Annotated in this window: 15 protein-coding genes; 11 read left to right on the top strand and 4 right to left on the bottom strand. The window is 46.1% G+C overall.

What is annotated here, in order from left to right; all coding sequences use genetic code 11:
* The first annotated feature begins 85 nt into the window (after nt 1-85).
* On the top strand, nt 86-628 hold the full coding sequence (locus tag BBC0178_RS03470; protein WP_078039218.1) for a YcxB family protein: 543 nt from the start codon (nt 86-88) through the stop codon (nt 626-628).
* Between the two features lie 432 nt (nt 629-1,060).
* Here BBC0178_RS03470 and purD read toward each other — a convergent pair whose 3' ends face one another.
* Nucleotides 1,061-2,347, bottom strand: a complete 1,287-nt coding sequence (gene purD, locus BBC0178_RS03475) for a phosphoribosylamine--glycine ligase (protein ID WP_078039219.1) — start codon at nt 2,345-2,347, stop codon at nt 1,061-1,063.
* A gap of 92 nt (nt 2,348-2,439) precedes the next feature.
* Between purD and ubiA the strand changes: the two genes are divergently transcribed.
* Entirely contained in the window at nt 2,440-3,456 is a 1,017-nt protein-coding gene (gene ubiA / locus BBC0178_RS03480; RefSeq protein ID WP_078039220.1) for a 4-hydroxybenzoate octaprenyltransferase, read from the top strand.
* A gap of 95 nt (nt 3,457-3,551) precedes the next feature.
* Here ubiA and pdxH read toward each other — a convergent pair whose 3' ends face one another.
* Nucleotides 3,552-4,175, bottom strand: a complete 624-nt coding sequence (gene pdxH / locus BBC0178_RS03485) for a pyridoxamine 5'-phosphate oxidase (RefSeq protein ID WP_078039221.1) — start codon at nt 4,173-4,175, stop codon at nt 3,552-3,554.
* A 76-nt stretch (nt 4,176-4,251) separates the two neighbouring features.
* Here pdxH and BBC0178_RS03490 point away from each other — a divergent pair, with 76 nt between their 5' ends.
* From BBC0178_RS03490 to BBC0178_RS03515, 5 genes are all read left to right on the top strand, one after another.
* Nucleotides 4,252-4,719, top strand: coding sequence for an RT0821/Lpp0805 family surface protein (locus tag BBC0178_RS03490; protein ID WP_078039222.1), 468 nt, complete (start codon nt 4,252-4,254; stop codon nt 4,717-4,719).
* Between the two features lie 173 nt (nt 4,720-4,892).
* Nucleotides 4,893-5,861, top strand: a complete 969-nt coding sequence (locus BBC0178_RS03495) for a DnaJ C-terminal domain-containing protein (RefSeq protein ID WP_078039223.1) — start codon at nt 4,893-4,895, stop codon at nt 5,859-5,861.
* Nucleotides 5,862-5,921: 60 nt separating this feature from the next.
* Nucleotides 5,922-6,386 carry a copper chaperone PCu(A)C gene (locus BBC0178_RS03500; RefSeq protein WP_078039224.1) on the top strand — a complete coding sequence of 155 codons (465 nt, stop codon included), beginning with the start codon at nt 5,922-5,924 and terminating at the stop codon, nt 6,384-6,386.
* A 550-nt stretch (nt 6,387-6,936) separates the two neighbouring features.
* Nucleotides 6,937-7,755, top strand: coding sequence for an enoyl-ACP reductase FabI (fabI, locus tag BBC0178_RS03510; RefSeq protein WP_078039226.1), 819 nt, complete (start codon nt 6,937-6,939; stop codon nt 7,753-7,755).
* Nucleotides 7,756-7,759: 4 nt separating this feature from the next.
* The gene (locus BBC0178_RS03515; RefSeq protein WP_077970767.1) at nt 7,760-8,353 is read left to right on the top strand and encodes a histidine phosphatase family protein; all 594 of its coding nucleotides are present in this window, start codon (nt 7,760-7,762) and stop codon (nt 8,351-8,353) included.
* A 163-nt stretch (nt 8,354-8,516) separates the two neighbouring features.
* On the opposite strand, the gene BBC0178_RS03520 is transcribed toward BBC0178_RS03515, so the two are convergent.
* On the bottom strand, nt 8,517-8,771 hold the full coding sequence (locus tag BBC0178_RS03520) for a DUF1344 domain-containing protein (protein ID WP_077970769.1): 255 nt from the start codon (nt 8,769-8,771) through the stop codon (nt 8,517-8,519).
* A gap of 349 nt (nt 8,772-9,120) precedes the next feature.
* On the opposite strand from BBC0178_RS03520, the gene aroC reads away from it, so the two are divergent.
* The 3 genes from aroC to BBC0178_RS03540 are packed head-to-tail and all read left to right on the top strand — an operon-like array spanning nt 9,121 to nt 11,603.
* Nucleotides 9,121-10,215: a chorismate synthase gene (aroC, locus tag BBC0178_RS03530; protein ID WP_077973472.1), complete on the top strand. Its 1,095-nt coding sequence runs from the start codon at nt 9,121-9,123 to the stop codon at nt 10,213-10,215.
* Between the two features lie 10 nt (nt 10,216-10,225).
* On the top strand, nt 10,226-11,338 hold the full coding sequence (gene ribB / locus BBC0178_RS03535) for a 3,4-dihydroxy-2-butanone-4-phosphate synthase (RefSeq protein ID WP_078039228.1): 1,113 nt from the start codon (nt 10,226-10,228) through the stop codon (nt 11,336-11,338).
* A 7-nt stretch (nt 11,339-11,345) separates the two neighbouring features.
* Nucleotides 11,346-11,603: an exodeoxyribonuclease VII small subunit gene (locus BBC0178_RS03540; protein WP_078039229.1), complete on the top strand. Its 258-nt coding sequence runs from the start codon at nt 11,346-11,348 to the stop codon at nt 11,601-11,603.
* Nucleotides 11,604-11,610: 7 nt separating this feature from the next.
* On the opposite strand, the gene BBC0178_RS03545 is transcribed toward BBC0178_RS03540, so the two are convergent.
* Nucleotides 11,611-12,102 carry a DedA family protein gene (locus BBC0178_RS03545; RefSeq protein WP_078039230.1) on the bottom strand — a complete coding sequence of 164 codons (492 nt, stop codon included), beginning with the start codon at nt 12,100-12,102 and terminating at the stop codon, nt 11,611-11,613.
* Nucleotides 12,103-12,392: 290 nt separating this feature from the next.
* Here BBC0178_RS03545 and dxs point away from each other — a divergent pair, with 290 nt between their 5' ends.
* Nucleotides 12,393-14,315, top strand: a complete 1,923-nt coding sequence (dxs, locus tag BBC0178_RS03550) for a 1-deoxy-D-xylulose-5-phosphate synthase (protein ID WP_078040342.1) — start codon at nt 12,393-12,395, stop codon at nt 14,313-14,315.
* Nucleotide 14,316: the final 1 nt, after the last annotated feature.

Here is a 14,316-nt window from a genome sequence, read left to right on the forward strand (position 1 = left end):
AACGAAATTTTCTCTAACAAATTTTATTGCCATTTGACAATGGACCGGTGTTAAGCTTACCAGCAAGATATGTCCGGAGGATTGAATGACGCGGCAGATTGTTTTTATACTTGAGAAGCAGGATGCGATTGAGGCGCTCAAAGCCTATTATCGCGATCATGCGCTATCAAGACTGACATTGATCCGGCTTCTGCTGCTGTGGATTGTCGCTGTTGCTTTGATGTCGGCGGTTCTGGTTATGATCGACGGAGCCGACTGGTATCAGAATTGGGGTCATTCACTTTATCGTATTTCAGCCATTTATGCTGCGATTATCATTGCTATCTGGGCATTGAACTATTTTGTGCTTATCCCCCACCATGTCCAACAATTGGTGAAAAATGACAAGCAGATCGGGCTTGAACAAACATGGGTATGGGATGACCATGCAGTAGCAATAAAGAGCTCCTATATCAGAGGGACATACCCGTTCCGTTTATTTTCCGGCTGGCGAGAATATCCGACTTTTATTGCCCTTTACATCTCGCCCAAGAAATTTAACGTATTGCCGAAAGCTCCCATAAATGACGAGCAATTGGAAGATTTGCGCAACATTTTTAAACGCGAAATAGCGGCTGAAGAAAAATAGATTTTCGGTTTTTTAAAAAGTTTCAAAGGCCAACTGACAGATAGTATAAAATGTCAGGAACCGGCGCATTAAGAGCATGTTCTGCCGATTATCGGCAAAAACGTGCCTGTCAAAAACAAATTATAAAATCTGAAAAAGTATAAAAGTCCGAAAAATTCGTTTTAAGATCTCGCCGGTCTCGGACAAATCCTCCCCCTCGAATTTTCTGGATGTTTTTTGGAAAACGCTCCTCTCGCTGATTATAAAATGAACGTCCGGTTCGCTTTGAATTTCAGACAGATATGATTATCCCACAAAGCTATTCGGCACAAAACTTGACTATCGGTTTTGATGCGATGCATTCGATTTTTCGAATTCGGCTTAGGGACGACCAAACAAACCGCTGCCCGCAGGAAGTACCGTTCGATTTATCGTTTCCCCAGTGCTGAAATTTCAGTTTGCTTTAGATTCTTCCCGTTCAATGGCACGCCAGCCGATATCATGGCGATAAAAGCCTTCCGGCCAATCAATCAATTTTATTGCCTGATAGGCTTTCTGTTGCGCCTCTTTTACCGTTTTTCCTGTTGCAGTAACATTCAAAACCCTACCGCCATTGGCGATGACTTTTCCGTCTTTCAAAGCGGTACCAGCGTGAAAAACTTTGACGTCAGGTAATTTATCCGCTTTTTCTATGCCGGAAATAATACTGCCACGTTGGGGTGCTTCCGGATAACCTTTCGCTGCCATAACCACAGTCAAAGCTTTATCGGTTGTCCAGTCAAGTTTGATACCTTCGAGATGACCTTTTGCAACGGAATAGAGTACCGAGAGCAGATCGCTTTTTAGCCGCATCAGCAGAACCTGACATTCAGGGTCGCCAAAGCGGACATTGAATTCGATCAGTTCAGGGCCTTTTTTTGTAATCATCAACCCCACAAACAATACGCCGCTGAATGGGCAACCAAGATCGGCCATGCCACGAATGGTGGGCTTTACGATTTCATTCATAACGCGCTTTGTCATATCGTCGGTCATGACAGGGGCCGGTGAATAGGCTCCCATGCCTCCGGTATTGGCTCCCTTATCGCCATCACCAACACGTTTATGATCTTGTGCGGAGCCGAAAGGAATGGCTGTTTTCCCGTCACAAAGGCAAAAGAAACTCGCTTCTTCACCTTCAAGAAATTCTTCTACAACAATTTCAATTCCGGCTTTTCCAAAGGCACCATCGAAACATGCATCAACCGCATCAAGCGCTTCACCTATTGTTAAGGCGACTGTCACACCTTTACCGGCAGCCAAACCATCGGCTTTGATGACGATCGGCGCGCCTTTTTTCCTGATATAATCCTTGGCCTCGTTTGCATTTTTAAAGCGTTGGTAAGCGCCGGTCGGAATATTGTATTTTGCGCACAAGTCTTTGGTAAAACCTTTGGATCCTTCAAGCCGCGCGGCGAGTTTACTTGGCCCGACAACAAGAAGTCCATTATCCCGAAGGGAATCTGCAAGGCCGTCGACGAGTGGAGCTTCCGGTCCGATGACAACAAGTTCCACAGTATTTTTCTTGCAAAATTCGACAACAGCCTTATGGTTTTTTACATCAAGCTCGATATTATCGCCCAATGCAAGGGTTCCGGGATTTCCAGGAGCACAGAAAAGTTTGCCAAGAAGCGGGGAAGACGAAATTTTATATGCCAATGCATGTTCGCGTCCGCCTGAACCGATGAGAAGAACGTTCATTACTTGCTCCTGTTGAAGAAGATGTTAAAACCCTTATTCTTGTCATAGAAACGAAATGCTTTAGCTTCAAGGTAAAAGGTGTGCTGTCATAAATGGTAAACAACAAAAATATTGCTTCCGAAAGCTTGAGCACTCATGAAGCACTTCAGCAACAGGGCGTGAGAGGACGTGTCTTTGACGCGCCGTCAGGGCATTGGGTCTATCGTTTGTTGCCGCGGTCTCTGTGGCCTTATGCCCAGTTATCACGTTGGGACAGACCAATCGGTTGGAAACTTCTTATGTGGCCGTGTTTCTGGTCGTTAATTCTGGCAATGGATGCAAAAGGTTTTGATTCTCACCTGCATCCCTATCCGGTTGCCTTGGCAATATGGTACCTTTTCCTTTTCTTTATTGGTGCTGTAGCCATGCGCGGCGCGGGGTGCACATGGAATGATCTTGTTGACCAGAAAATCGATAATAAAGTGGAACGCACGCGCTCAAGGCCTTTGCCATCGGGGCAGGTCAGCCGCCTTCAGGCGAAAATCTTTATGGGGCTGCAATGTCTTGTCGGGCTTCTCGTGCTTGTGCAATTCAATCTGTTCAGCATTATTTTAGGTGTTTCATCGCTTGTTATTGTCGCAATCTACCCCTTTATGAAACGCGTGACATACTGGCCGCAGTTTTTTTTAGGCCTTGCTTTCAATTGGGGGGCTCTGATGGGATGGGCTACGATTTACGGCCGTCTTGATTATGCACCTTTGAGCCTTTATTTCGGCTCGGTTTTATGGACGATAGGCTATGACACAATCTATGCCCATCAGGATAAAGAAGATGATGCAATTGTCGGTGTGCGCTCGACTGCAAGACTTTTTGGTGAAAAAACCAAAGCCGCACTCATCGTTCTTTATGGCGGATTTATTTTATTGAGCCTTGCTGCATTTCTTTTGGCTGGTGTGCCGACTTTGGCCTATCTTGGCCTGTTACTTGCGGCTATCCACATGTTTTATCAAATTATCACAATTGATATCGATAATAATAGCGAGTGCCTGAGACTGTTCAAATCGAATTCGACAGTCGGCTGTTTAATCTTCCTCGGCCTCGTTCTTGGAGCAGCGGTACGTTATTTCTAAGAATAACTATCGCCGATAAGCGAAGCAGAGCTTTTTAAAAGCCGGATTTAAACCGTCCGGCTTAACGGAAAAATTTTGCCGATTAAAGAGAATGCTTAAGGGTATAAACGGTGTTTTTCCCACGATTTTGCATCAGGCGAAGGACGGGAAAAAACTACACGGTCATGAAGCCTGAACGGTCTGTCGTGCCAGAATTCGATTGAAAGCGGTTTGATTCTGAAGCCGGACCAGTAGGGTGGACGGGGTATATTGCCGATGGCGTATTTTGCCGTGTATTCGGCAACAGCTTTTTCCAAAGCAAAGCGGCTTTCGAGTGGTCGGGATTGTTTTGATGCCCAGGCACCGATGCGGCTGCCACGTGCACGTGATTGATAATAGGCATCAGCTTCTTCGTCGCTTACCTTTTCAACCAGTCCGCGTACTCTCACTTGCCTGCGCAACGATTTCCAGTGGAAACATAACGCTGCCTTCATAGATGAAAGAATTTCCCGTCCCTTATTGCTTTCATAATTTGTATAGAAGACAAATCCATCCGAACCGAAAGCTTTCAAAAGGACCATACGGACATCTGGAAGGCCTGTCGGGTCCACTGTAGCAACTGCCATAGCATTCGGGTCGTTAATTTCGCTTTTTGTTGCATCTTCCATCCAAATTTTAAAAAGTGCAAAAGGTTCATTTGCCTCGACAAAGTCACCACTTGTTAACGTTTCATCTGTCATAATGCACCCGAGTTATGTGTTTTCTGTATAATAGCGTGTTGTCAAACTACCTGGCCGACGCGGAAAAAAGTGGACTATGGAAGCTTTTTTTAATTTGATAAGCCGGCTTGGTCGTTTTGTCATTTTTGTCACGATCACTTGGTTATTGCAAGGCTGTATCATATCAGGTGACAAACTTGATAAAATGGGCGCCACTGCAACGCCGGAAAATTCCGTCGATTATTCGATGATGACCGGTTCGGTGGCCTCACAAACAACATTGACGAGCGACCCGATCATTCTTTCCGACCAACTTGTTATTCGCGACGAGATCAAGGCTATTGAAAACGTGAACGCTTCTCCTAAAGAAGTAAAGTGGGATAATACCATAACGGGAAGCGAAGGAACAATCAGTTCGATTGTCGAAAGTAAAGATAAGGGCCGTAAATGCCGCAAGTTCAAGGCAACCCGTTCGGCTTATGACGGAGAAAATCTCTATCACGGTGAAATCTGTGAAATGGCTCCCGATGTCTGGACAATGACCAGCTTCGATATGGCTCATTAATGTCCTTCTTCGACTTGTTCAAAAACCACTTAAAAAAACATGAAATGATCTGGTATTTTCGCTCTTTCATAGGCATATAGAGAATGAGGTATTTTTCTGCCCTTCGAGGTGGAACAGATTTTTATAAAGCCGTCTTGAGGGAAGGCCCTTTTTCGGCTGGAAAGAGGATAAATATGCGTGATCCCTATACGGTTCTGGGTGTGGCGCGCACTGCCAAACCGCAAGAGATTAAATCTGCATTCAGAAAACTGGCAAAACAATATCACCCTGATCTTCACAAAGGCGACAAGACTGCTCAGGATAAATTTGCCGAAGTCAATCAAGCCTATGAAATTCTTGGCGATAAAGACAAAAAAGAAAAATTTGATCGTGGCGAGATTGATGCCGAAGGCAAGCCTGTTTTTCAAGGCTTTGCCGGTGGTGGTCAAGGGTTTGGCAATGGACAGGGCTTTGGCGGCGGACAGGGCTTTGGCGGCCGCGGCAATCCGTTCGGCAACGGCGCCAGTCATTTCGAATTCAGGTCTGGTGGCGGAAAGGCGGGCTTTGATGCCGGCGATATTTTCAGAGATCTTTTCGGTGCAGGAAATGGAGCCAATAGAGGCGGAGGTTTTTCCGGTTTTGGCAGCCGCAGCCGTGCGCAAGCGCGCCAACAGGGCGCTGATATCCATGCAAGACTGGATGTAACTTTAGAGCAGCTCGTCGGAGCCGAGAAAGTAGAAGCCATTTTTCCAAATGGTAAAAAGCTTAAAATCAAACTTCCCGATTATGTCGAGGATGGCCAGACAATCCGGCTGAAAGGGCAAGGTGAAACTGTTCCTTATGGTCAGGCCGGAGATGCATTGGTGACAATTCACATCAAGCCCCATCCCCACATCCACATTGAAGGAAGAGCACTGCATCTTGATTTGCCGGTCTCTCTCAAAGATGCGGTTCTGGGTGCCAAAAAACCGGTTGATACGCTTGACGGCCGCATTATGTTGACGATACCGGCCTGGTCGAGCTCCGACAAGGTTTTGCGCTTGAAAGGAAGAGGACTACCTCTCAAAACAGGTGGCCGGGATGATCTTTATGTTCATGTCCGTATTATGCTGCCGGAAGGTGGAGATGCCGGACTTGAACAATTTATCAAAATGCAATCTTGAAGATCATAAAACGGGTTGATTGGGTAAGCTATAGGAATAAAAGCGGGAACGAGGATTGTCATGAGGTTCAATTTTTGTCTCGCTTTTTTTCTGCTGACGGTTTTTTGTTCATCAGCTTTGGCCGAAAATTTCACGAAAGGCGATATTACTGTCGAAAGCCCGTGGGTGCAAAAGTCCGATACGGGTGAAAAACGTGCAGAAGGTTTCGCTCTCATTCATAACGGCGGATTTAATGCAGATCGCTTGGTGTCAATAACCTCCGACATTTCCGATCATGTGGTTATTCACGAAACAATCAAACAATATGGTAAGGTCAAGATGCAAAAGCTCAAGGAACCTCTTACCATTGAACCGAACGGCTATCTTGAATTGAAGCCCGGTGATTATCATTTCATGTTTTTCAACTGTCAGGATGAATTGCGCGATGGCGAGTTCGTTCCGGCTGTTTTGCACTTTGAAAAAAATGGCGATGTCAAAATCAATTTCGCAATCGAAATTAAAGACGATAAACCGGATAATCCCTGATTGTTGCAGTTCTGCAATTTTTTTAAGCCATTATAATATTTGGCGATCGGTCAGGGCCATATTGATGAATAGCCCGATCCCGATGTTTGATAATGCCGTTTTACCGTAGTTCTTTCCCGCTACAATTATCTTATTTATGAGCTGGAGCCGGTTGACCACTTCACTTCTGCTGTTCTGCTCAAATGAACAGAAATGATAAGACCAACGTCAGGGAATCTTTAAAGACCGGCCACTTTTCCAGTTTGATGAATGGGACTTCCTTGTTACTTGTTTAACCGGAACACTTGAATTGAACGGTTCATACCGGTTTTTGCAAGGTGCCCATTCACATTTTTCAAGATCGCTTTTCTTCAACCGAAATGGATGAAGGAATGAACGGATTTCGGTCTTCAAAAACGAAAAACAAAGCGAATTTTAAAGTTTTTCTGCGTTTGCGTTGCATAATTGTTGGTTTCACGAACAAATTGCACCAATTACTTGAAGAAAAGTGCGAGCTATGTCATAGGGCAAAAAGCGAAAACTGATATCAAGCAATTATGAGGCAATACCAATGGGTGACAGTAACGGTTTGTTGCGTGGCAAGCGCGGTTTAATTCTCGGGCTTGCAAATAATCATTCAATTGCATGGGGTATCGCAAAAGCTGCACACAAAGCGGGTGCCGAGCTTGCTTTTACCTACCAGGGGGAAGCACTGAAAAAACGTGTTGTACCGCTTGCAGAAGAGGTCGGGGGATTTGTTTGTGGCCATTGTGATGTCACAGATGCAGCGTCAATTGATGCAGCATTCGATGCGGTAAAACAGAAATGGGGAAAAATTGACTTTCTCGTTCATGCAATCGGCTTTTCCGACAAGGACGAACTGACGGGGCGTTATGTTGATACAACTGAAGCAAACTTCAACATGACGATGAATATTTCTGTTTATTCTCTCACTGCAGTTACCCAGCGGGCAGAAAAATTGATGCCCGATGGCGGTTCGATTTTGACATTGACCTATTATGGCTCGGAAAAAGTTATGCCGAACTATAACGTTATGGGCGTTGCCAAGGCCGCTCTTGAAGCAAGTGTCAAATATCTTGCAGTTGATCTCGGACCTAAAAAAATTCGTGTCAATGCTGTTTCGGCTGGCCCGATCAAAACATTGGCTGCTTCGGGAATCGGTGACTTCCGGTATATTCTCAAATGGAATGAATACAATGCGCCCCTTCGTCGGACGGTCACGATTGATGAAGTTGGCGATTCTGCGCTTTATCTTCTTTCGGATTTGTCCCGTTCGGTAACCGGCGAAGTTCATCATGTTGATGCCGGATATCATGTTATCGGCATGAAAGCAGTCGATGCACCGGATATTTCTGTTGTAAAGGATTGATAAAGTGTCCAAGCGTCCGCTTATTTATTTTTCCCGTCACGGTCAGACGGATTGGAATATTACCAAACGCATACAAGGCCAGATAGATCGCGATATTACCGAATATGGGCGCCAGCAGGCTGCCCGTAATGGCCGTTTATTAAAAGAATTATTGGGCGATGCCAAAGGCTTTGATTTTGTTGCAAGCCCTTTGCGTAGAACACGCGAAACGATGGAAATCATTCGTGGTGAAATGGGGCTTGATATTCGCGGCTATCGCACCGATCCACAGTTAATGGAGATGCATTTCGGTGACTGGCAGGGAACAACCGAGGATGATATTGCCAAAGTCCACCCTGAACTCATTGCTGCCCGTGTTGCAGACAAGTGGAATTTTTTGCCCCCCGGTGAAAAGGCGGAAAGCTATGCCATGCTTGCCAAACGTGTAAAAGACTGGGTCGAAAAGGTTGAAGGCAATACGGTCTGTGTCACCCATGGCGGGTGCTTACGGTCAATCATGCATATTTACGGCGGGTTGAGCGAACCGGAAGCCGCCAATTTTATGGTCGATCAGGACCGCATTTTACGTTTTGATGAAAACGGGCTGGAATGGCTTTAAATTACCGTCCGACCTTATGACAAAACAATTATATGCACACCAAATTCGTCAAAAGGAATTGGTGTGCAACCGTGGGATTTATGCGTAACTGCGGGATTTTGTGTGCAATTGCGGAGTTTTGCGCGTTTTATTTAATAAAATAACTGCCGGTCGGGAACGATCATCAACTTTCTTGTGGCTCGATATCGGTAATGTAGCGATCATTTCCCTCGGTGTCATAAAATACGATGACTTTCATGCCTTCACTCAAAACAGAATAATCGAATTCACCCGGTAAACTATAAGTTTTCCCATTGTCGAGTTCGATTGTATTATTATCCTGATTGATAGCTGTTATTGTTCCTTTGACGTCATCGGCAAAAGCTAAGGCTGGGAAAAGAAATGTTGCTAGTATCCCCGCAAAAACCAGTTTTCTCATATTAGCCCTTTCAAAATCGTCAATTGTAAAACTGCCAGTTATTGCAAATTCAAGTCGTTGCAAGCTCAAGTCTTGGCAAAACCAAATCATTGCAAATCAATGTCAGGTGATTGTGTCGAAACCATAGCCATTGGTCAATCAAAAATAGAATATACAAAATCACATAATGGTTTTCCTGTAAAACGTGTGCATTTTTGTCTTGATATGCGGTTCTTTGAATGTAAATGGCCGGAAATGTGGAAAAAATCCCGTTATTGATCAAAATTGCTTCAATCTTGGTTTTCACTGTTTGACCACGAACCAAAAGCTCAATAGAACAAACAATGGTGAAAAGTTGGGTTGGCGTTTTATGTCATATAATACATTCGGTAAACTCTTCCGCGTTACAACATGGGGCGAAAGCCATGGGCCTGCATTGGGCTGCGTTATTGACGGTTGCCCTCCGGGGATAAAGTTCTCGGTGGCGGAGGTGCAAGCTTATCTTGATAAACGCAAACCCGGACAATCCCGTTATACGACCCAGCGCCGTGAAGCTGATGAGGTCAAGATATTGTCGGGAGTGTTACCTTGTGATGACGGGAAAGAATTGATCACAACCGGAACGCCGATTTCGATGATGATCGAGAACACCGATCAGCGGTCGAAAGATTATGGCAATCTTGCCCGCGAATATCGTCCCGGACATGCCGATTATACTTATGATGTCAAATATGGCATTCGCGATTATCGTGGTGGCGGGCGTTCTTCGGCACGTGAGACTGCAGCGCGTGTTGCTGCCGGCGCAATAGCCCGAAAAGTTGTTCCGAATCTTCGTGTGCGTGGGGCAGTGATTGCCATTGGCGCAATCGATATTGACCGTTCCCGTTGGGATTGGAATGAGGTTGATAATAATCCGTTTTTTACCCCCGATAAGATCGCTGCTGAAAAATTCGCAACTTATCTTGATGAAATTCGTAAAGAAGGTTCGTCAATCGGTGCTATAGTAGAAATTGTTGCAGACAATGTACCTGCCGGGCTTGGCGCACCGATTTACGGGAAACTTGATCAGGATATTGCATCCTTCCTTATGTCAATCAATGCAGTCAAGGCCGTTGAAATCGGTGAAGGATTTAACGCTGCCCGCTTGACGGGGGAAGAAAATGCCGACGAAATGCGCCATGGGGAAAATGGAAGACCGGTTTTTTTAAGCAATCATGCCGGTGGTATACTGGGAGGTATTTCCAATGGCGAACCGGTCATTGCGCGTTTTGCAGTCAAACCGACATCATCGATATTGACACCGCGCCGTTCGGTAGATGTTGATGGCAATAATGTTGATGTAGTGACAAAAGGGCGGCACGATCCTTGTGTTGGAATAAGGGCTGTACCAGTAGGGGAAGCGATGGTGGCTTGTGCCATTGCCGACCATTATCTTAGACATCGCGGCCAAACAGGCCGGATCTGAAAGGACTATTATGACATTCAACCAGAAATCGGTCGTGGACGCTATAAGAGCATTCGAGCGCGGTGAAATTGTTGCGGTTACAGATGATAACGGCCGTGAAAATGAAGGTGACCTTATTGTTGCAGCCGTTCATTGCACACCAGAAAAGATGGCCTTTATTGTGCGGAATACGTCCGGAATTATCTGCGCGCCGATGACCGGTGAGGAAGCAAAACGGCTCAATCTTGCCCCTATGGTTTCAAATAATGATTCGGCTCATCACACAGCCTTTACTGTAACGGTTGATTTTCTGCATGGTACGACAACAGGTATTTCTGCCGAAGACCGGACGTTGACAGTGAGGAATCTCGCAAATCCGAACGCCAGTGCGTCCGATTTCAGCCGTCCGGGACACGTATTTCCACTTATTGCCCGTGAAGGTGGTGTGTTGATGCGTTCTGGTCACACAGAAGCGGCTGTCGATTTGTGCAAACTTGCAAATCTTCCTCCGGTTGGCGTGATTGGCGAACTGATGAATGATGACGGAACTGTCAAACACGGTCCCGAGGTAAGAAAATTTGCGGAAGAACATAATCTTCATGTCGTGACAGTGGCCGATCTTATAGCCTATCGCCAACGTAAAGAAACGCTCATCGAACATGTTGACGAGATGAAAGTTGATACACTTGTCGGACCGGCTGTTGCCCACAGCTATCAATTGCCGTGGGAGCCGATGCAACATGTTGCCGTTGTTTTTGGTGATATCCGTGATGGCGAAAACATTCCTGTCCGTTTGCAACGTGAAAATGTTGTCTCCGATGTTTTTGGTAAAAAACACGAAATTGAATCTGTGCTGCGACTTATGGCTGAAAAAGAAAAACGCGGTGTTTTTGTCTATCTCAGAGCCGGGTCTGTGGGTGTTGGTTCTGCTGATGAGAATCGCGATCGCGAAATGGCTATGGAAGGGCTCGAGACACATGCACAGGCTGTCGAGCGTGAGGAAGAATGGCGCCAGATCGGTCTTGGCGCGCAAATTCTCAAAAGCCTTGGCATTACCTCGGTTATTCTTTATGCCTCGCGCGAGCGCCATTATGTTGGCCTTGAAGGGTTTGGTATCCATATAGAAAAAACAGATATTTTGTGAGGCTCGAATGGCAGAACAGAAAGATAATGCCGATGTTTCTCAAATGAGTTTCGAGAAAGCACTCGGCGCGTTGGAAGAAATTGTTGAAAAACTCGAGCGCGGCGATGTCGCGCTTGATGAGACAATTCGTATATATGAGCGTGGCGAAGCTTTGAAAAAACATTGTGACACGCTTTTGAAAGAAGCTGAAAACAAGGTTGATAAAATTCGTTTGTCGCGCGAGGGAGAGCCGGAAGGACTGGAACCGCTTGATGCCGAACAATAAGCGGAATTTAGAATAAAAATTTTACAAGATAGGGGCCGCCGCCCCAAACAAGCGTCCAAGCGGCTGCCCCGATGATATTGGCGACCAGAAATTTTGGAAAAGCCATTCCTCCGGAACCGGCAATAAGACCGTTCAATTGGCGCAAAATTACAATGAAACGGGCTGTAGCAACGAAGAAAAAGCCACCTTTGTCGAGCATATTTTGAAATTTTTCGAGCCGTTCCGGTGTGAGTTTTACGTAATGTCCGTAGCGCAATAGAAGTTTTTCGCCGCCGAAATGGCCTATAGCATAACCGGTGCAATCGCCAAGTACACTTCCTGTAAAAGCACAAAGCAACATGGGCAACAAATCGAGCTTTCCGGCAGCGGCAAGCAGAGAGCCGGCGATGAGGCCGCTTTCTCCCGGGACAGGAGCGCCAAATGATTCGAAATAAAGGATGAAAAAATAGGCAAACGCACCATATTGCGAAATCCAATGTTGTAAATATTCTTCAACCATTGTCTATCATCTAACTTACGCTAATCTTATAACCACAGTGAAAAAAAGCTGCCTTTGGTTTGGTCATATGGCGCATCTTTATTTGTTATCAAGCGCATCATAAAGCTTGAAAATTATGTCTTGTCGACGGTTTTGAGCGGATAGGAGGAGACAATCATCACAATTTGATAGGCGTCAGGTGTTAAATGATTAAAATTTTTGAGTTTTGAGGTGCAAATATTCGTTAAAAGCTGTAAAGCTTTGGCAATCAGGAAAATGTGGAACAGTTGAAAACAACTAAGGAAAATAATTTGTCGCGACCATCAACACCATTGTTGGACAAGATACATCTGCCGGAGGATCTGCGCCGCTTGCCGGAGAGCGCCTTGACAGAAGTCGCTAATGAATTGCGGGCTGAAACAATTGATGCCGTATCGGTAACAGGGGGACATTTGGGCGCGGGGCTTGGCGTGGTAGAACTTACTGTCGCTTTGCATTATGTGTTTAACACACCCGAGGACCGCATCATCTGGGATGTCGGTCATCAGGCTTACCCTCATAAAATACTGACTGGCAGGCGGGATCGTATTCGTACCCTTCGTCAGGAAGGGGGCTTATCAGGTTTTACCAAACGCAGCGAAAGCATTTATGATCCGTTCGGGGCAGGGCATTCTTCAACGTCCATTTCTGCAGGCCTCGGTATGGCTGTTGCCAGTGAACTTAAGCACGAAAAAAAGCGTAATGTTGTTGCCGTTATCGGTGATGGCGCAATGTCTGCTGGCATGGCTTATGAAGCAATGAACAATGCCGGTTCGCTTGACGCACGTCTCATTGTTATTCTCAACGATAACGATATGTCGATTGCTCCGCCAACCGGAGCGATGAGTGCCTATCTTGCACGGCTGGTTTCAAGCCCTTCATACCGTAATCTGCGTGAACGCGCCAAAGCTTTGAGCAAAAAGCTTCCCAAATTTTTCTGGGATAAAGCCCGTCGCGGGGAAGAATTTGCGCGTGGTTTTCTAACCGGCGGTACGCTTTTTGAAGAGTTGGGTTTCTACTATGTCGGACCGATCGACGGTCACAATATCGAGCATCTCCTGCCGGTTTTGAAAAATGTCCGCGAACATCCGAATGGTCCGGTTCTTGTTCATGTTGTTACACGCAAAGGCAAGGGCTATGCACCGGCTGAAGCAGCGAGTGACAAATATCATGGCGTTAGCCGTTTCAATGTTGTGACCGGCGAACAAATAAAAGTTCAGAGCAAAGCTCCCTCCTACACCAAAGTATTTGCCGATTCTTTGATTAAAGAAGCGACACTTGACGACAAGATTGTTGCGGTTACTGCTGCAATGCCTTCCGGAACAGGGCTCGACAAATTTGCCGAAAAGTTTCCTGACCGTATGTTTGATGTCGGCATTGCCGAGCAACATGCAGTCACTTTTGCAGCCGGTATGTCTTGTGAAGGTCTCAAACCTTTCGTGGCGATTTATTCCACATTTCTCCAGCGTGCTTATGACCAGATTGTGCATGATGTTTCCATACAACAATTGCCGGTGAAATTTGCAATTGACCGCGCCGGTTTTGTCGGTGCCGATGGCTCAACCCATGCAGGAAGTTATGATACGGTCTTTTTGTCGGCACTTCCGGGCTTTGTTGTCATGGCACCTTCAGACGAACTGGAATTGATGAATATGGTGCGCACGGCCGCTGCCTATGATCAGGGGCCGATTTCTTTCCGCTATCCACGTGGTGAAGGCGTAGGTCTCAAATTGCCGGAACGCGGCGAACTGATCGAAATCGGTAAGGGACGCATTCTTCGCGAAGGGAATAAAGTAGCATTATTGGGCTTTGGTACCCGTTTGCAGGATGCGCTTGCTGCTGCCGATGAACTGGGAGCCGCCGGACTTTCGACAACGGTTGCAGATGCCCGTTTTGCAAAACCGCTCGACGAAGATCTTGTCCGTCGCCTTGCTCTCGAACACGAGGTTCTTGTCACGATTGAAGAAGGGGCAGCCGGAGGTTTCGGTGCACAAGTCTTGCAATTCCTCGCAAGGGATGGACTGCTCGACAAAGGGCTAAAAATTCGCACAATGACATTGCCGGATAAATATCTCTATCATGGCCCGCAATCAAAAATTCTTTCCGAGATTGGGCTTGATAAAACCGGTATTGTCAATACAGTCTTTGCCGCTCTCGGGCGCGAAGCATTGGTGACACCACAAATTCGGGCCTGAA

The sequence above is a fragment of the Ditibartonella apihabitans genome, assembly GCF_002007485.1.
GTDB classification, from domain to species: Bacteria; Pseudomonadota; Alphaproteobacteria; order Rhizobiales; family Rhizobiaceae; genus Bartonella; species Bartonella apihabitans.